The sequence below is a fragment of the Sulfuricurvum sp. genome (assembly GCF_028712165.1).
In the GTDB taxonomy this organism is placed as follows: domain Bacteria; phylum Campylobacterota; class Campylobacteria; order Campylobacterales; family Sulfurimonadaceae; genus Sulfuricurvum.
Genome location: NZ_JAQTQR010000021.1, coordinates 21,698 through 38,407 on the forward strand (window position 1 = coordinate 21,698; position 16,710 = coordinate 38,407).

A 16,710-nucleotide genomic window follows, 5' to 3' on the forward strand; every position below is an offset into this window, starting at 1 on the left:
CGTTTTACTCGGGTACTGCATGCAAGCTCGTAGGCAGCCCTTTACCATCCAATGAGATAACTCCTATTGCCGGAATTCCTAATTTCAAAAGAGGATCTACTTTCAGAGGCTGCAGGTGTACGGCGAAAACCCGCTGGATACGATCACTCGCTACGCTCACCTCTTTAGGGGTAAATTCTGCTTTTTGCTCTATCCGAACCACTTTGGCCTCAATCGCTCGATCAGGGGCGGAATCCAAAAAGATTACGGCCGGGTCACCGATTTTAATTTTCCCGTTTTGCAGCGTGTCGACAAAAATTTTCAGATAAAGACTTTTAGGATCAATCAAGGTCGCAACCGCCATTCCCGAACCGATAACTTCACCGTTATTTGCAATTTTTTCCATAACAAACCCATCTACGGGAGAACGGAGTTCCATTTCAGACAGGACAGCACTCATCTGTGTTTGAGAAGCCTTCAAAGCTTTTATCCCAGATTCCGAGGCTTTGATCCCCTCACGCAAAGCGGCAATTTTCTGCTGTGCTGCGGATGCTTCAATCTGATCGCTTTGTGTTATCTCGATAGCACTATTGAGCTGCTCACGTTTGTCCATTAACGAGGAGAGCTGATCTTTATCACTTTGAAGTTTCAACTTAGCCATTTCCAGCTGATGTTTTTCAATCAGACGATTGGTAAAAAGATTATTCAAGCGCTCAGTATCCCGCTGATCTTGGGATACAACACTTTTTTGAGTATTGATCATTTTATCGAGCTCATCTCGCTGAGCATTTTTGATAGAGTTGTTTGCTTTGGCCTTAACCAGAGATTCCGGGATACTTTTTTGCGCGATTGATAGTTCGATCTCTCTTGCGGTGAGTTGCTGAGTCTGGGCTTCTATCTGCGCATCGATTTGAGCTTTTTGGGCTTTTTGTTCTTCACTGTCGATGATTGCGATAATGGAGCCTTTTTGAATCGCTTCACCCTCTGAAATATCCATTTTAGCAATACGCCCGGGATATTTTGCATTCATATTAATCAAATCGCCATCGATTCGTCCGCTCCCCTGCACCAGATTATCCGGCAGCACTTTTGTATGAAGTTTAAAGTAGATCAGCAAAACAGCAAAAGCAAAAAGGGCTGCAACCGCAACTCCCAGCCAATATTTTTTAGCAATCTGCAGCATACTATCCGTCACTCCAATTCATTATTTTTCATATTACAGTTTATTGTAGCTATACTATATTCTTCTTCCTTAACTAAGAATGAATTAATTTTTTCACGAATACAATTGAGACAAAATGATCTTCTCTTTTTTGCAGTCAAACTATACAAGGATCTCGTGTGAAACGGTTGCTTACTTTTATTTTTCCAACATTGATATGGGCGCAGAGCTATCCGGAGGTAATTTCCGGTCTGGATCATTCCCTGATGATTCAAAGCGCACAGCAGTTAGAGACAGCCGCTTTAGAGAGTTTCCGTGCTGCGGAGGGGAAAAATTTGCCGACGTTGGATGCCAGTGTCAGTGCTATTAAATTCCAAGAGACTCCTACCGTCACATTTGGATCGGTAAAACTTCCGATGGGAACCAAAAACCATACGGAAGGCTCACTTACACTGACCTACCCCCTCTTCAGCGGTTTTGCCATCAGTTCCTCTATCGAAAAGTCAAAATTCTCCCATGAAAAAGCTGTATTGGAAGTTGCCGACCTCAAACGAAATCTCTATGTCAATGCAACGAAACTTTACAGTGCCGTTGCCGCTGCCGATGAGATTATCGCAGCACAGGAAGAGGCGAAAATCGCGATCGCTGAATCGTATGCTAAAGCCAAAGGACTTTACGACAACGGTATGTTAGCCCCCGCAGAGCTGTATGCCATAGAAGCCAAAATATTTGAGATCGATGCACAGATAACAGAGAGTCAAAACCGTAAATCGCAGGCCCTCAATCAGCTCTCCTATCTCACCGGAGAAAAAATCCTCTCGGCGCATATCCCTGCAACTACACTCCCGGTGATAGAAGAAAACGACATGATCACCATTGCATTATCGCAGCGTGAAGACATTCTCGCATTGGCAAAGTCTATGGATATGGCGCAAAGTGATATTAGGATTGCCCAAAGCCGCTACTATCCGAGTGTAGCTCTTATCGGAAGTCTCAAAGGTCAGGGAGATTCGTTGGAATTTGACGGTGATGGCTACACCAACGGCAACAAAAGCTATGCCGGAGTCGCCGCTTCGTGGAATCTTTTCAGCGGTTTTAGCGACATACATACAACCGAAGCGGCAAAAGCGGCTAAGCTTGCATCTTCACTCACACTGGATGATTATAAAAAGCGGATTATTACCGAAATCGACAACGCCTATCTGGATATTCATGCCACCCAAAGCAAACTGAAAAGTGCGCGGATGCAGGTAAAAGCATCCGGTGAATATGCCAAACTCACTCGCGGTCGTTTTGAGAACCAGCTTGCCGGTGCCGATGAACTCAGCCGATCGATTGCGGATCTCGCTTCCGCTAAAGCCAAAACAGCAAATCTGCAGAGCGAACTGTTTAATCAAACTGCCGTTCTATGGCTTGAGGGGGGATTGGACGCATTTCAAGACAAAGTAATCGGGACATTCCATATCAATCCATAACCGGTTATTTGAATGTAACTCCGCTGTATCGATCATATACCCACTCTGCCACAGCTTGACGCTCTTTTTCGGAGAGTTTCCCTTTGAGCGAAGGCATAATCCCGAATTTTTCGATCGCCATCGGATGACACATACTGTATTGAACACTCGGGTTTTGAATGTAGTCTTTGATAAATGCGACAATTACCCGCCGTTTAACATCGTTGTCATCATCAGCGATAATGACATTTTCTTTGAGACGATTTGAAACTTCGACCATAGGAGGAGCTTTGAGAGTGGCTAGATGTTTCATGACTTCTTGTTTCTCCATCATCTCAACATGGCACTTCATACAGTTTTTTTGATACACACGGTATCCGTCCGCTCCCCATAGTGTATATCCTGCTAATACTAATATCCATAATAATTTCATTTATTTTCTCCCTTTCCTTTTTTACACTGAATAAGTCGTTCATCATCGATAAAATCGATCAATAATTTTCGTACCCTCTCTTGCCAAAGTGTCCCGAATAAATCACATTCCTGTTTATCGGCTCTATTGGATAAAATAAGCGGGAGCAAGGTGCCCATCTGAGGATCAACTGCTACGATGGAGGGATCATAGCTCAAAATAACACGCTCATTTGTATCGATACGTTCCAAAGCCATCTCACCTTCTATGACTGCATCATAACTAAGTAAATTGCGTCGATCAAATTTTTTCCCCAATCCGTGAAAACCGCCGCTTTCAGTTGCACCCGTAATCATTGAAGCAACATTTGCGACTACCCCGACGATGCCTTCTCCAAGTTTGCCCTTCATCAGCACTTTGATCTCACCCCGCACGGGTATCTCCTCTTCATACAACGATTTCAGCCCGGATCGTACCATCAAAAAGGCACCAGCAACCGTAGGACACGAATGTCCTGCCAATTTCACCGTATCTTGATAGCTGTATTCCATCAGTCCGTTTTCTGCCGCACCTAACACTTCAGCCAACGGATCAAACATGCGGATCGATGGTATAAGATTAAAAAAAGCAGGAGTATTCATATTTTCCCTTCTATGTTTAAAAATTAACAGATTATAAACTCTTAGCAAACCATTTGACTTGACCGAAATCAAGTGCTACACTTTCGCACACGTTATCCAAGGATGATCTCCGATGCTACGCAAGGTTCACGACTCTCTAGAGCCAAAACTTGTTACCCTCTTTCGTCGACAAGGCTACTCATGGGCTGATTTCAGTGCCGATGCGATTGCCGGTCTTGCAGTGGCTATCGTTGCACTCCCTCTCGCGATGGCAATTGCGATCGCTTCCAATCTACCCCCTGAACGCGGGCTTTTCACCGCTATTGTTGCCGGATTTTTGATCTCGGCACACGGGGGAAGCCGTTATCAGATCGGCGGGCCAACGGCGGCATTTATTGTGACCGTGGCGACCGTCGCAATGAAACACGGCTATGAAGGACTCGTACTCGCAACCATCATGGCGGGGATGATCTTAATGGTGATGGCTTTTGTCCGTGCGGGAGAGATGATCAAATTCATCCCCTATCCCGTTGTTATCGGATTTACTTCCGGGATTGCTCTGCTCATCGCATTTTCGCAAATCCGCGATTTTTTCGGTCTCTCCATCACAACCGTTCCGCCCGATTTTATCGATAAGCTCACCGTTTATGTCGCCCATCTTCACGAAACCAACTTTGTTGCGGTCGTCGTTGCACTCGTTTCTATCGGTATCATTCTCCTCTCCAAACGCTATTTTCCGAAAATTCCAGGACCTATCATAGTTGTCACCCTCTCGGGGCTTGCCGTGTGGGGGCTTAATCTCCCCGTCGATACGATTGAGAGCCGTTTCGGAGCTATCCCTTCTATGCTCCCCACTCCGGTATGGCCTGACATAACATTCGATAAACTGCGCCTTATACTCCCCGATGCTATCACCATTGCAACCCTCGCTGCTATCGAATCGCTCCTCTCTGCTGTTGTTGCCGACGGAATGACCGGCACACGCCATAAACCCAATGCCGAACTCTTAGGCCAAGGGATCGCTAATATCGCTTCGGGAATATTCGGCGGTCTTCCCGCTACCGGAGCCATTGCCCGAACCGCAACCAATATCAAAGCGGGTGCGCGTTCTCCGGTAGCGGGGATGATGCATGCCGCATGGTTGTTTCTTTTTATGCTGCTCCTCTCCCCGCTGATCGTAAAAGTTCCTTTGGCGGCTTTGGCGGCGATTTTGATGATCGTTGCATGGAATATGTCGGAGATCAAACATGTTCGAGAAATCATGCAGGCACCTCGAAGCGATCGAATCGTCCTATTTGTGACGTTTCTTTTGACCGTATTGGTCGATCTTAATTTCGCAATCCAAGCCGGAATAGCCCTTGCATCCATACTGTTTATCGATCAGATGATGAAATCGACGCACATCCGTGCCGTTGAAAGCGAAGAAGATGATCCCGATTCAATCCATAATAAAAATATTCCGGAAGGTGTGGAGGTCTATGAGATTGACGGTCCTCTCTTTTTCGGGGTTGCCGAAAAGCTGGTGGATACGTTGCTGCTGTTTGAAAAACCGCCGATCATCTTTATACTTCGCATGCGTCATGTTCCCCTCATCGATGCTGCCGGACTGCATGCGCTTGAGGTGCTGCATGAACGGCTTCATCACAACAATACCCGCTTAATTCTCTCAGGGGTCAATCCGCAGGTACGCCGTTTTATAGGGACATCCCATATCGATGATAAAATAGGGCAGGAAAATATTGTCGATCACATCGACAAAGCCATCAAAATAGCAAATGACGTCATTGGAGAAGAAAATTAATGCAGATTATACTGTTTGGAACAGGGTGTGAGATGTGCCGTGAAATCGCCCACAACATTGAAGCCGCTATCGCATCGCTGAACTACGACATAAATTTCGAGAAAACAGCCGATCTGCATCGTATGTTATCGTACGGGATTAAAAGTACCCCTTCCGTCGTTATCAATGAAAAAGTCGTCTCAATATCAACCTATTTAAGTAGTGATGATGTGTTGGCACTTATTCACGCGAATTGCAGCTCTGAACATCAAAATTAAGAAGTTCTTCAAATCTATTCACTTGTACCGGTTTGCTGCACAGATACCCTTGAAAATAACGACATTGATGACGCTCCAGAAACTCAAACTGCTCGATCGTCTCTACCCCTTCGGCAATAACATCCAGATCGAATATTTTCGCCATTGTGAGTATCGTTTCAACCAATACCGCATCATCCGTGTCACTCATAATATCGCGTACAAAACTTCGATCGATTTTGAGTGTCGTAAACGGGAGCCGTTTGAGATAAGCAAGCGACGAGTATCCCGTACCGAAATCGTCCATAGAGAGATTTATCCCAAATTCACGAAGGCGTTTCATCTTCTCGATCACAATATCAATTTTATCGATAATCATCGATTCGGTCAGTTCAATTTCGACCATAGAAGGTAATATTCCCGTTTCGGTGACAATCGCCATCACTTTGTCTACAAAATCATGTTGTCTAAACTGTATTGCACTGACATTGATAGCGATCCGTTCGATTTCGCTCCCTTTAAGATGATGCGTTTTCCATTGGATAAACTGAGAGCACGCCTCTTTCATAACCCATTCGCCAATCGGTACGATAAGTCCGCTCTCTTCAGCGATACTGATCATTTCATCCGGCATTACCAGACCCATTTCAGGATGGTTCCATCGTAAAAGTGCTTCAGCCCCGATAATTTTTTTCGTTTTGACTTCGATAACCGGCTGATAATAGAGTTCCAATTCACCGTTTTTAATGGAGTGACGCAGACCGTTTTCCAAAAAGAGCCGTTTTTTAATCCATTCATCCATTTTCGTTTGATAGAAACGGGTTGTATTTCTCCCCTCTTTTTTAGCCTGATACATTGCCGTATCGGCAAATTTGAGTAAATCATCCGCATTTTGGCTATCGGAGCCCACCAATGAGATTCCGATACTGGAGCTGGTCATAATAGGCTCAGGCTGTCCGATATTAAAAGGGTAAGAAAGGACTTCATGAATTTTTTCTGCAATCTTTTCAACTTTATTGGCGGCACTGAGAGAATCGTTCCCCAGCTCATTCAACAAAATAACGAATTCATCCCCTCCGAGTCGGGCAACAGTATCTCCTTCACGACATATTGAGGTTAAGCGAGACGCCGTTTCAATCAAAAGCAAATCGCCGATATGATGGCCCAAAGAATCATTCACGCTTTTAAAATGGTCCAAATCCAAAAACATAATTGCAATAAGACTGCCATGTCGGCGATAATGGGCCAGAGACTGCTCAATCCGGTCTTTTAGCAATACACGGTTCGGAATATCGGTAAGCGCATCAAAATAGGCCTGATGTTTGATCTTTTCTTCGGCATTAACCCGTTCGGTGATATCCGTAACGATGGCAACACCGCCAATGATATTTTTTTTAGAATCATACATCGGAGAAGTGCGCAGTGTAATCCAAAGATCGAGCTTATTGATCATCGTCGTATAAGGGCCTTCATAATATCCCTTGTTTCCACCGAACGGAGCATTCAGTGTCTCATACAAAGAGTGATCCGGTAATTTTTTTAAATCCAAACCGATCATATTCTCTCTGCTGATTCTCAGTATTTGCATCATCTCAACATTGGAGTCAATTACGATCAAATCGCTGTCATAATAAAAAATACCAGCCGGAGCCTCTTTAAAAACCGTTTGAAAATGCTCCTCTGAAAGTTCCCATGCTTGAGTCGCTTTTTCATGCAGGATTTTCGATACGAGCGAACTCATGATATTGGTATGTATCCGTCTGGAAGCGCTCACCAAAAGCACAAAAAAAGTTACAACCAAAACACCCATCATATGGTATTCCAAACTGCCGTTAAAAAACATTACTACAAACAATGGAACAAGAAGAAAAAACAGAAAAAGAACCGCAAGCCCGAACAATGATGCCAAAGTCCCCGATGCGATGGATGCGATTCCGGCAATCAAAAAGATGAGAAAAAATTGATGAAGCGCATTAGGAGATTTAAAAATTAAAAATGCCACACTTCCCCACACCAATGCTGAAATGAGCATCACATAAGTAAAATTCTTTTCCCATGTCTTACTATCATGACGTTCCGGATGCATGCGATAGTTATACAATACCTTAAGACGCCAGGCCAACGTGATAATTACTGCTGAAAACCACAAAACCGTTATTAAGAAAATGGACGTTTGAGAAAACAGATATACAACAATCGAGCCGGCAAAAAAGAGAGGAAAAACAGATGCGAATGATTGTTTAAGAGCAATCGTCACCTGCTCGTTACGAATATACTTTTTTTCATCTGTATCTAATTCCGATAAAAAATCTTTTTGTCTAAAAATCATTTTACTCGCTTACACTATTACTTACCCTAAGAATAACGTAAAGCTAATGAAAAACAAATTGCGTTATGTTACAATTCACCAATGATTAAACTTCTCATTCTATTGCTTCTTGTCATCCGTCTTGGCGCTTATGAATTGAGCGAAAATTATGAATACACCGACTATACCATTTATTCAAATGACCTGGTTCCTGATATTCCCAAAAAATTTGAAATTTTGCAAATTCCCTCTGATAAAAATCTATATCGTATAGATGCCAAAATTATTGCCAAAACCTTTGAATTAAACGGGTTTGAACTCAATATTTCAAAAACCCGCTATGTCAATTTTACACGTCACAGCCCGATAGATTTTACACCGATTAAACAACAGCTTGCACACATGCTTACAGAATTTTATCCGGCAATTCATATTCAAGAGATCATCATCACCCCCCGTGGTTATTTAGCCAAACTAGGCAAAAATGTCCATGGCGAATTTGATAAAAGATTTTATCAAAACTCCACCGGAACGTTTTATATTCTCGATAACGAGGGGCTTAGACATTATCTCGATTACACCGTCAATGCCACACTCGGAGTTCTCCATACAAACCAAAAAGTCTCCCGAAAAGAGAGTCTCAGCGGCTTTAACACTCTGCTTAAAACCATCCCCTTCCAATCATTCAAAGACAAACCTCTTACCGCCCTTCCTGAACATCCTTCGCGGTTTCGAACCAGTCTGAAACCCATGCAGCTTTTAACTCTGCGCAATATTGAGACCATTCCTTTGGTTTTGAAAAATACACCGGTAACGGTTGAACTCCAAAACGGAGCGGTTGTCATTGAGTTTGAGGCTACTGCAACGCAAGAGGGGCTACTCTATGATATTATTACAATCCAAAAAAATGACGGCAAACGTGCCAAAGCCAAAGTGATCGGAGAAAATCGGGTGGAACTTCAATGAAAATCGTCGTCGGAGTAAGCGGTGCCAGCGGTGCGGCGTTGGGTCTAAAACTTGTACGTGCCCTCCCGACTGATGTACAAAAACATCTCATTCTCTCCGATCATGCCCAAGTGGTGTTAGACAAAGAAGAGAATCTGAAAATTCACCAAAACAACGAAATATGGGCATCTATTGCATCCGGATCATACGGTGCCGATGCGATGATTATCACTCCGTGCAGTATGAATACTCTCGCGAAAATCGCCTGCGGTATTGCCGATAATCTTATTACCCGTGCCGCCGCAGTAATGATTAAAGAGCGACGCACTCTTGTTCTCGCACCGCGCGAGATCCCATTTTCACCGATCGCATTGGAAAACATGCATAAACTTTCAATGCTGGGAGTCATTATCGCTCCCCCTGTATTGGCATATTACGGAGAACAAAACACCCTTGAAGATATGGAAAACTTTATGATCGGAAAATGGTTCGATCTTCTCGGTATACCAAACGATCTTTACAAACGCTGGAGTGATCACGATGCATAAAATAGCTCTTTATCCGGGTACATTTGACCCGATCACAAACGGCCATTTCGACATTATTGAACGAGCAATCAAACTGTTTGACGAAGTGATCATTGCCGTTGCCGACTCACAAGAGAAAAAGCCGATGTTTACCCTTCATGAGCGGGTAGAAATGACCAAACTCGCGGTTAAAGATCTGGAACGGGTTCGAGTTGTCGGATTTGACAATCTAACCGTAGAACTGGCGAATACCCTCGGTGCAACCGTCCTTATCCGTGGACTTCGTGCCGTCAGCGATTTTGAATTTGAATTGCAATTAGGCTATCTTAACAATTCACTGGATCCGAATATCGAAACGGTTTATTTGATGCCGAAACTCAAACATGCTTTTATCAGTTCATCCATTGTCCGTAATCTTCTGAAATTTAACGGCAAAACGGAGCATCTTCTCCCTGCACCTGTCCAAAACGTTATCTGGAGTATGAAATCATGTACATTGCCATAGAGGGGATTGATACTGCCGGGAAAAGCACTCAAATCGAAGCACTCCGATCGATCTTTCCGGATGCATTGGTTACCAAAGAACCGGGCGGTACAGCAGCCGGTATCGAAATCCGAAACATGGTATTACACGGAAATCTTACAAGTAAAACAGCTGAACTTTTACTCTTTTTAGCGGATCGTGCCGAGCATACCGAAGCTGTCATATTACCCAATATGAATAAGCTTATCATCAGCGACCGTTCCGCCGTTTCAGGAATGGCTTACGCCAGTGTTCAAGATTTGTGTGACGAATCGACCCTTGTCATGCTTAACCGTCTCGCAACCAACGGAACTTTACCCGATACGGTATTTATCCTGAAGCTCACACCGGAAGAGTTAGCGTATCGTCTCAGCCAAAAAGAGCACGATGCGATCGAATCACGCGGCATTGATTATCTGCTCCGTATCCAAGAGTCTCTTATCGCTTCAGCGTATGCGCTGGGGATTCAAACCCATGTAATCGATGCGACACAATCTATCGATATAATTACAAATGAAATTACCACCCTTATCAAAGGAGCCTTATGATCCAATCTTTGCGCGGAATGAACGATATCCTCTCTGAGGATTTTGAACGTTTTGAATATTTTTTAGCCACTGCTTCTACTATTGCCAAACGGTACGGGTTTCATTACATCGAAACCCCTCTTCTCGAGGAAACGGCTTTGTTCAAACGTTCTGTCGGAGAATCCAGCGATATCGTCGGCAAAGAGATGTATCAGTTCACTGACAAAGGGGAAAATGATGTCTGCCTTCGCCCTGAGGGGACAGCCGGAGTAGTGCGTGCATTTGTCCAGCACAAACTGGATAAAAAAGGGGGCATCCATCGTTTTTACTATCACGGTCCGATGTTTCGATATGAACGTCCCCAAAAAGGGCGTTTAAGAGAGTTTCATCAGTTCGGAGTCGAGAGCTTCGGTGTCGATTCGGTGTATGAAGACGCTTTGATGATTATGATGGTTGCCGATATCCTCAAATCCCTCGGAATCGGATACCGCCTCAAGCTCAATTCCCTCGGAGATCAGAACTGTATGCCTGCATATCGTGAAAAATTGGTCTCGTTTATCGAATCATGCGGCGATGAAATCTGCGGTGACTGCCTCCGCCGTAAATCGACCAATCCTATCCGTGTTTTGGATTGTAAAAACGAGCATTGCCAAAACCTCTATGTAAACGCACCAAAGTTGATTAATAACCTCTGCGAGGGATGTCAAAGCGATTTCGACACTCTAAAAACGATTCTTGAACAACACAACATCGGCTATGAAATCGATACCAATCTTGTCCGGGGATTGGATTATTATTCCAAAACGGCGTTCGAGTTTGTCAGTGACAACATCGGGAGCCAAAGCGCTATTGCCGGCGGCGGACGGTATGACCGCCTGATTGAGTTTTTGGACGGAAAACCGACCCCTGCGGTCGGATTTGCACTCGGGATCGAGCGCTTGATGGAACTCATCGTAATGCCTGAACAACAACGTGAGGGATACTATTTCGGTGCTATGGATGCCGAAGCAATTACACCTGTTCTTTTAGCTGCTGAGAAAATCCGCCGTACCCAGAAAGCAGTTGTGGAGTACGAACCGCGTTCTCTTAAAGCCCACCTCAAAGGGGCGGATCGAATCAATGCCCGCTATTGTGCCGTGATCGGAGAAAACGAGCTTGCTAACAACACGATATGGATTAAAGATCTGGTTGAAAAAACCGAATCCGTGATTCCCTTAAACGAATTATTCTAAAGGACACCTATGCAAAATTACGGTATAGATATTTGGGGTGAAAACAACTTCATGATCGATCAGGGCGTTGTTAAAGTCAATTATAAAAGTTCTCCGTCTCTTATTGAAATCAGCCAGCAAATACGCAAAACCAATCTTCGCGGACCGTTGATTTTGCGTTTTCCTCATTTGATCGGAAAACAAATCGATCTTTTGTACTCTAATTTTCATCGTGCCATTTTTGAAAACGATTACACCGGTAAATTCCGGGCAGTATTTCCGCTCAAAGTAAACCAGTTTCCAGAAGCGGTAGATGCTATCGTAGAGCTAGGAGACAAATACGGTTACGGGTTAGAGGCAGGTTCCAAAGCCGAACTTGCAATTGCTATGGCAAAAACCGCTCTAGGAGCCCCAATTACTGTTAACGGATTCAAAGACGAAGAGATGGTACGGCTTGGGTTTATGGCGGCTCAAATGGGTCATAACATCACGATCACCATCGAAGGTCTCGGAGAACTTGAATGGATCATCGATGTAGCACAGTCATGCAATTTGAAAATACCTAATATCGGTATCCGTATACGCCTTCAATCCGAAGGAAGCGGTATCTGGGCAAAGAGCAGCGGATTAGGTTCTAAATTCGGTCTCACATCAACCGAACTCATTGAAGCAATGAATATGCTCCAAGAAAACAATCTCGTTAATCATTTTACTATGATTCACTTCCATGTCGGTAGCCAGATGGAAGATATTTCCACCCTAAAGAGGGTTTTGCGTGAAGCGGGAAATATCTATGCCGAACTCAAAAAAATGGGTGCCGATAAACTTGGAGCTATTAACATCGGCGGTGGTTTAGCGGTTGAGTATTCCCAACACACATCAGGGCGTTTACGTAACTATACCCTCGAAGAGTTTTCCAACAGTGTCGTTTTCCTGCTCCGAGAAATCATGAACGCCAAAGGGGTAGCCCATCCTGATATTTTTACCGAATCAGGACGCTTTATCGTTGCGTCCCACTCCGTACTCATCGCTCCGGTACTTGAACTCTTTTCACACGATTATCAGGCGAAATCACTCAAACTAAAAGAGCATAATCCGCCGTTGATCGAAGAGTTGCGTGAACTCAATTCGTTACTTTCTCCACGCACCTGTATCGAGTATATGCATGATGCTCTGGATCATATGGAATCTCTCCTCACCCTCTTTAATCTAGGCCATATTGATTTGCAAGATCGTTCTAATGCAGAAATTTTGGTTCATCAGATTATCAAAAAATCACTCTATCTCTCTCAAGATAACCCTATGCCTGAAATCGAGAGATTGCAAGTCAAACTCCAAGAGCGCTATTTGATCAACACTTCTATCTTTCAAAGTATTCCCGATTATTGGGGATTACAGCAGCAGTTTCCGATCATGCCGCTCAATCGTCTCGATATTCCTGCGATCCGGGCTGCGAGTCTATGGGATATCACCTGTGACAGCGACGGTGAAATTCGCTTTAAACCTGAAACTCCATTGTATCTACACGACATCGATTTGGATGAAGAGGAATATTTCCTTGCTTTCTTCAATGTCGGAGCCTACCAAGAGACTTTGGGGATGAATCACAATCTCTTCACCCATCCGAGCGAATGTACGATTCTTATTAATGATACCGGATATGAAATTGAAAACTTTACCGAATCAGACAATATCCTAAATATCCTCGAAGACATCGGTTATGACGCTTCTAAACTTCTGAGTAACCTTAAAAATAAACTTGCAGCGAGTGATTTTAGGACAGAAGAAGAAAAAAGTGATACACTTCAAAAACTCGAAATGTACCTCTATCAAAACGGGTATCTACGAACAACACGCTAAGGATTGAATTTGGGACTTTTTTCAGATATAGCCGAAGATTTTTCGAACGTTTATAAAAATGACCCGGCTATAAGTTCTAAAATTGAACTCTTTTTTAACTATCCGGGTGTATGGGCTATCTTTTGGTATCGTATTGCCAATCGTTTCTATCGAAAAGGTTTTCGCTCTATTGCCCGTCTTATCATGGGGCTTAATCAAATCGTTACCAACATCGATATCCACCCGGGTGCAACCATCGGGAGACGTGTTTTTATTGATCACGGATTCGGTGTTGTTATCGGACAAACGACTGTTATCGAAGATGATGTCTTGATCTATCAAGGGGTAACGCTTGGCGGTGTCAGCCTCATTGCCGGTAAACGCCATCCTACGATCAAAAGCGGTGTCGTTATCGGTGCAGGAGCAAAAGTACTGGGCAATATCACGATCGGTGCCAACTCTAAAATCGGAGCCAACTCTGTTGTCGTTCGTGAAGTACCCGACAACAGTACCGCGATAGGGATTCCGGCTCACGTTATCCAAAAAGGACGGGATAAAGACCCCTTCAGCCATAACAAACTCCCCGATATCAACAAAGAGATGTTCGAATACCTACTCCGACGTGTCGCCGTGCTGGAACATTATATGGTTCAAGACAATAAAGAGATCTTGGAACAAGACTTACAGCTTGAAAATATCTATGAATCGTTTATCAAAGCAATGAAACATTGATCTCTAAGATCTCTTTTTTCAGTGCATTAATCCTAATATCCGTTCTCGCTTTTCTCCCGGATTATTCAGCTCTTCCTCCGGTTGTCTCTTTCAGTGACAAACTTAATCATGCCGCCGCTTTTAGCGTTTTGATACTTCTTTATCGTTTTGCTTTTACTCACAGTACGAAACGTATTATCGTTTCTCTGTTCCTCTATGCCCTGTTTATCGAAATTGTCCAAGCATTTTTGCCGACACGAGAAGCATCGCTGGAAGATATTTTAGCAGATAGTATCGGATTGGTTTTGGGTCTAATAGTGTACGAATGGATGAAGAAAAAGCGCCCCGAAACGGGGCAAGAAAGCAGTAATTAAAAAAGGCCGGAAAGTGATTTCCCAAGCGCATCTTGCAATACGGGTTGTGCTTCGGCAAAATCGAGATTGACTTTATTCGCTGTACTCACAACACGGGTGCGATACGTTTTCCAGTCCATTTTACCGCCCTGAATATCCTGATTCACATTTGTAGAACTGCCTTGTTTGAGTTTGGCTTTTTGAGTTTGGGTTATCACTTCTCCTGCCAACGGACGTTCACGAATCTGTACATCGGTAATCATACTAAAATAGGTATCATCCACAAGTGCATCGGCCACAACACCGACTGCAGCACCGATAAGGCCTCCAGCAGCTGTATTTGAGTTGGAATTATGCATGGCATATCCGGCAGTAGCACCCAAAACAGCACCGCCGAATCCACCTTCTAATGCACTTTGAGCGCCGCGAAGATCCGTTTTACCCACTTGCAGTACATTGACTTGAAGCATAAAATACGCTTTTTGAGGACTTGTAGTGATTGTATATCCACGACTTATCAATCCATTGATGATAATATCTTTAACTGCAATATCTTTATCCGATGTGTTTCGAACATCAACAAAAATTACTTTTTTATCCGGTTCCGTCGGCTCTAAAAAAATTGTTTCGGACATTTTCGTTTGAACATCCAAATTACGCTTTTTAATCGCAGTATGTGCTGCTCCGCATCCAGTAAACTGGATTGCCACCATACTCAACATACCTGCCATCAAAAGTGATTTGGCAATAGTTTTAAATTCCATTCTACTTCCTCCATCGTTATAATGTTTGATTCTAAACAAAGTAGCCTTAAAAATGCATAATAACGGCAATTGTTTTTAAGTGGGATTTATCGTCTCAATAACATCCAAGCCGAACCCGCTCAGCCCTGCAAAATCAGATATTTTTGTTTCTGCAATAAGACGCATATGTTTAACACCCAGAGATTTTAGGATTTGTGCTCCGATTCCGTACTCTTTCATATTAACCTGCTGATGATGCGGTTTGTTGATGAAAAGCAATACACCGCTGTTGTGTTTGAGATAATTGATCGTATCGATCAAATGGGCATATTTGCTTTGATTGAGAAGCAAATCGATATCCGGAACAACGTTATGAACTTTGACGTTTGCCGTTTCTCCCGCTTTGTAAAATACGATAGCGGTATGTCGGTTGTTTTGATGATCGACAAACTCGTATTTTTTGACATGCACACCGAAAAATTCAATCTCTTCTTCCGAAACCGCTTTGACCAGTGTTTCGTTCGCAAGACGGAATTCAACGATATCAGAGATATAAACGATTTTAAGATTATGTTTTACCGCAAAAACGTCCAAATCATCACGACGTGCCATCGTTCCGTCTTCTTTCATAATTTCACATATGACCGCAGACTCAGCCAGTCCAGAAAGGCGGCAGAGGTCGACCGAACCTTCCGTATGACCGATCCGAACCAGCGTCCCACCCTCTTTTGCTATCAGAGGGAAAATATGTCCCGGTGCAACTAATTCCGAAGGGTGCGAAAGTGGGTTTGCCAAAATTTTGATTGTCATATCACGCTCAAATGTTGAAATACCTGTTGTAGCAACCGTAGCGTCCACTGAAATCGTAAACGCAGTTTCATGCATGGATGTATTCGATTTAACCATAGGTTCAAGGCTTAGACGCTTAGCAGTGGTAGGATTGATAGCTACACAAATCAATCCTTTGGCATGTGTCGCCATAAAATTAACATGATCGGGAGTCGAAAAAACCGAGGCGTACACAAGATCACCCTCATTTTCTCGATCCTCATCATCCACCATAATGACCATATGCCCTTTTTTAAATTCTTCGATAGCATCCAATACACGTTGCACTGCTGACATTCAATACTCTTTTGTTATTAATATAGTAAGCAATTATAGGATAAAAGGGTTAAAAAACTATCACAATCAAAAAAATGCACTTTTTTAACTCCGTTATCATCGAAGCTCTTGACAAATTTGTTAAAAGTGTCTATAATTTCGGCCTCTTAACGAGAACATTGGGGTGTCGCCAAGCGGTAAGGCAACTGGTTTTGGTCCAGTCATTCGGGGGTTCGAATCCCTCCTCCCCATCCA

17 protein-coding genes and 1 tRNA gene are annotated in these 16,710 nt (G+C 43.5%); 12 read left to right on the forward strand and 6 right to left on the reverse strand.

The window, feature by feature from the left end; translation table 11 throughout:
* Window positions 1–4: 4 nt before the first annotated feature.
* A complete protein-coding gene (locus PHP90_RS05470; RefSeq protein ID WP_299926476.1) occupies window positions 5–1,162 on the reverse strand; it encodes an HlyD family efflux transporter periplasmic adaptor subunit in 1,158 nt (385 codons plus the stop codon).
* A 158-nt stretch (window positions 1,163–1,320) separates the two neighbouring features.
* On the opposite strand from PHP90_RS05470, the gene PHP90_RS05475 reads away from it, so the two are divergent.
* Complete coding sequence (locus PHP90_RS05475; protein WP_299926478.1) at window positions 1,321–2,616, forward strand: TolC family protein; 1,296 nt, start codon at window positions 1,321–1,323, stop codon at window positions 2,614–2,616.
* Window positions 2,617–2,620: 4 nt separating this feature from the next.
* On the opposite strand, the gene PHP90_RS05480 is transcribed toward PHP90_RS05475, so the two are convergent.
* Window positions 2,621–3,028, reverse strand: a complete 408-nt coding sequence (locus tag PHP90_RS05480; protein WP_299926481.1) for a c-type cytochrome — start codon at window positions 3,026–3,028, stop codon at window positions 2,621–2,623.
* A complete protein-coding gene (locus PHP90_RS05485; RefSeq protein WP_299926484.1) occupies window positions 3,025–3,648 on the reverse strand; it encodes a hypothetical protein in 624 nt (207 codons plus the stop codon). The genes PHP90_RS05480 and PHP90_RS05485 overlap by 4 nt, the downstream gene beginning before the upstream one ends.
* 112 nt (window positions 3,649–3,760) lie before the next feature.
* Here PHP90_RS05485 and sulP point away from each other — a divergent pair, with 112 nt between their 5' ends.
* Window positions 3,761–5,428, forward strand: coding sequence for a sulfate permease (gene sulP / locus PHP90_RS05490; RefSeq protein WP_299926487.1), 1,668 nt, complete (start codon window positions 3,761–3,763; stop codon window positions 5,426–5,428).
* Complete coding sequence (locus tag PHP90_RS05495; RefSeq protein WP_299926490.1) at window positions 5,428–5,685, forward strand: thioredoxin family protein; 258 nt, start codon at window positions 5,428–5,430, stop codon at window positions 5,683–5,685. Before sulP ends, PHP90_RS05495 begins: the two co-directional genes overlap by 1 nt.
* Here the strand turns inward: PHP90_RS05495 and PHP90_RS05500 are convergent.
* Window positions 5,648–7,993 (reverse strand): EAL domain-containing protein, encoded by a 2,346-nt coding sequence (locus tag PHP90_RS05500; protein WP_299926493.1) that lies wholly within the window; start codon window positions 7,991–7,993, stop codon window positions 5,648–5,650. The genes PHP90_RS05495 and PHP90_RS05500 overlap by 38 nt on opposite strands.
* Window positions 7,994–8,074: 81 nt before the next feature.
* Between PHP90_RS05500 and flgA the strand changes: the two genes are divergently transcribed.
* Genes flgA through PHP90_RS05540 form a run of 8 tightly spaced genes read left to right on the forward strand, consistent with a single transcriptional unit; the run spans window position 8,075 to window position 14,629 of the window.
* On the forward strand, window positions 8,075–8,938 hold the full coding sequence (flgA, locus tag PHP90_RS05505) for a flagellar basal body P-ring formation chaperone FlgA (RefSeq protein ID WP_299926496.1): 864 nt from the start codon (window positions 8,075–8,077) through the stop codon (window positions 8,936–8,938).
* A complete protein-coding gene (locus PHP90_RS05510) occupies window positions 8,935–9,465 on the forward strand; it encodes a UbiX family flavin prenyltransferase (RefSeq protein WP_299926499.1) in 531 nt (176 codons plus the stop codon). The genes flgA and PHP90_RS05510 overlap by 4 nt, the downstream gene beginning before the upstream one ends.
* The gene (coaD, locus tag PHP90_RS05515; RefSeq protein ID WP_299926502.1) at window positions 9,458–9,949 is read left to right on the forward strand and encodes a pantetheine-phosphate adenylyltransferase; all 492 of its coding nucleotides are present in this window, start codon (window positions 9,458–9,460) and stop codon (window positions 9,947–9,949) included. Before PHP90_RS05510 ends, coaD begins: the two co-directional genes overlap by 8 nt.
* Window positions 9,934–10,515 (forward strand): dTMP kinase, encoded by a 582-nt coding sequence (gene tmk, locus PHP90_RS05520; RefSeq protein ID WP_299926505.1) that lies wholly within the window; start codon window positions 9,934–9,936, stop codon window positions 10,513–10,515. The genes coaD and tmk overlap by 16 nt, the downstream gene beginning before the upstream one ends.
* Window positions 10,512–11,726, forward strand: coding sequence for a histidine--tRNA ligase (gene hisS / locus PHP90_RS05525; RefSeq protein WP_299926508.1), 1,215 nt, complete (start codon window positions 10,512–10,514; stop codon window positions 11,724–11,726). Before tmk ends, hisS begins: the two co-directional genes overlap by 4 nt.
* A 9-nt stretch (window positions 11,727–11,735) precedes the next feature.
* Window positions 11,736–13,565 carry a biosynthetic arginine decarboxylase gene (gene speA / locus PHP90_RS05530; protein ID WP_299926511.1) on the forward strand — a complete coding sequence of 610 codons (1,830 nt, stop codon included), beginning with the start codon at window positions 11,736–11,738 and terminating at the stop codon, window positions 13,563–13,565.
* A 9-nt stretch (window positions 13,566–13,574) separates the two neighbouring features.
* Window positions 13,575–14,276 (forward strand): serine O-acetyltransferase, encoded by a 702-nt coding sequence (cysE, locus tag PHP90_RS05535; RefSeq protein WP_299926514.1) that lies wholly within the window; start codon window positions 13,575–13,577, stop codon window positions 14,274–14,276.
* Window positions 14,273–14,629: a VanZ family protein gene (locus PHP90_RS05540; protein ID WP_299926517.1), complete on the forward strand. Its 357-nt coding sequence runs from the start codon at window positions 14,273–14,275 to the stop codon at window positions 14,627–14,629. Before cysE ends, PHP90_RS05540 begins: the two co-directional genes overlap by 4 nt.
* On the opposite strand, the gene PHP90_RS05545 is transcribed toward PHP90_RS05540, so the two are convergent.
* Both PHP90_RS05545 and PHP90_RS05550 read right to left on the reverse strand, forming a co-directional pair.
* Window positions 14,626–15,372 carry a complement resistance protein TraT gene (locus PHP90_RS05545; RefSeq protein ID WP_299926520.1) on the reverse strand — a complete coding sequence of 249 codons (747 nt, stop codon included), beginning with the start codon at window positions 15,370–15,372 and terminating at the stop codon, window positions 14,626–14,628. The two genes, PHP90_RS05540 and PHP90_RS05545, sit on opposite strands and share 4 nt — an antisense overlap.
* A gap of 75 nt (window positions 15,373–15,447) precedes the next feature.
* Complete coding sequence (locus PHP90_RS05550; RefSeq protein WP_299926523.1) at window positions 15,448–16,476, reverse strand: bifunctional 3,4-dihydroxy-2-butanone 4-phosphate synthase/GTP cyclohydrolase II; 1,029 nt, start codon at window positions 16,474–16,476, stop codon at window positions 15,448–15,450.
* A gap of 159 nt (window positions 16,477–16,635) precedes the next feature.
* Between PHP90_RS05550 and PHP90_RS05555 the strand changes: the two genes are divergently transcribed.
* Window positions 16,636–16,710: transfer RNA gene (locus tag PHP90_RS05555), tRNA-Gln, on the forward strand.

Bases quoted from the DNA above. Each gene is read 5' to 3' on its own strand.
- PHP90_RS05485 (WP_299926484.1), bottom strand. From the start codon at position 3,648: ATGAATACTCCTGCTTTTTTTAATCTTATACCATCGATCCGCATGTTT.
- PHP90_RS05480 (WP_299926481.1), bottom strand. From the start codon at position 3,028: ATGAAATTATTATGGATATTAGTATTAGCAGGATATACACTATGGGGA.
- PHP90_RS05470 (WP_299926476.1), bottom strand. From the start codon at position 1,162: ATGCTGCAGATTGCTAAAAAATATTGGCTGGGAGTTGCGGTTGCAGCC.
- speA (WP_299926511.1), top strand. From the start codon at position 11,736: ATGCAAAATTACGGTATAGATATTTGGGGTGAAAACAACTTCATGATC.
- tmk (WP_299926505.1), top strand. From the start codon at position 9,934: ATGTACATTGCCATAGAGGGGATTGATACTGCCGGGAAAAGCACTCAA.
- sulP (WP_299926487.1), top strand. From the start codon at position 3,761: ATGCTACGCAAGGTTCACGACTCTCTAGAGCCAAAACTTGTTACCCTC.
- PHP90_RS05550 (WP_299926523.1), bottom strand. From the start codon at position 16,476: ATGTCAGCAGTGCAACGTGTATTGGATGCTATCGAAGAATTTAAAAAA.
- PHP90_RS05495 (WP_299926490.1), top strand. From the start codon at position 5,428: ATGCAGATTATACTGTTTGGAACAGGGTGTGAGATGTGCCGTGAAATC.
- hisS (WP_299926508.1), top strand. From the start codon at position 10,512: ATGATCCAATCTTTGCGCGGAATGAACGATATCCTCTCTGAGGATTTT.
- flgA (WP_299926496.1), top strand. From the start codon at position 8,075: ATGATTAAACTTCTCATTCTATTGCTTCTTGTCATCCGTCTTGGCGCT.
- PHP90_RS05500 (WP_299926493.1), bottom strand. From the start codon at position 7,993: ATGATTTTTAGACAAAAAGATTTTTTATCGGAATTAGATACAGATGAA.
- coaD (WP_299926502.1), top strand. From the start codon at position 9,458: ATGCATAAAATAGCTCTTTATCCGGGTACATTTGACCCGATCACAAAC.
- PHP90_RS05510 (WP_299926499.1), top strand. From the start codon at position 8,935: ATGAAAATCGTCGTCGGAGTAAGCGGTGCCAGCGGTGCGGCGTTGGGT.
- PHP90_RS05545 (WP_299926520.1), bottom strand. From the start codon at position 15,372: ATGGAATTTAAAACTATTGCCAAATCACTTTTGATGGCAGGTATGTTG.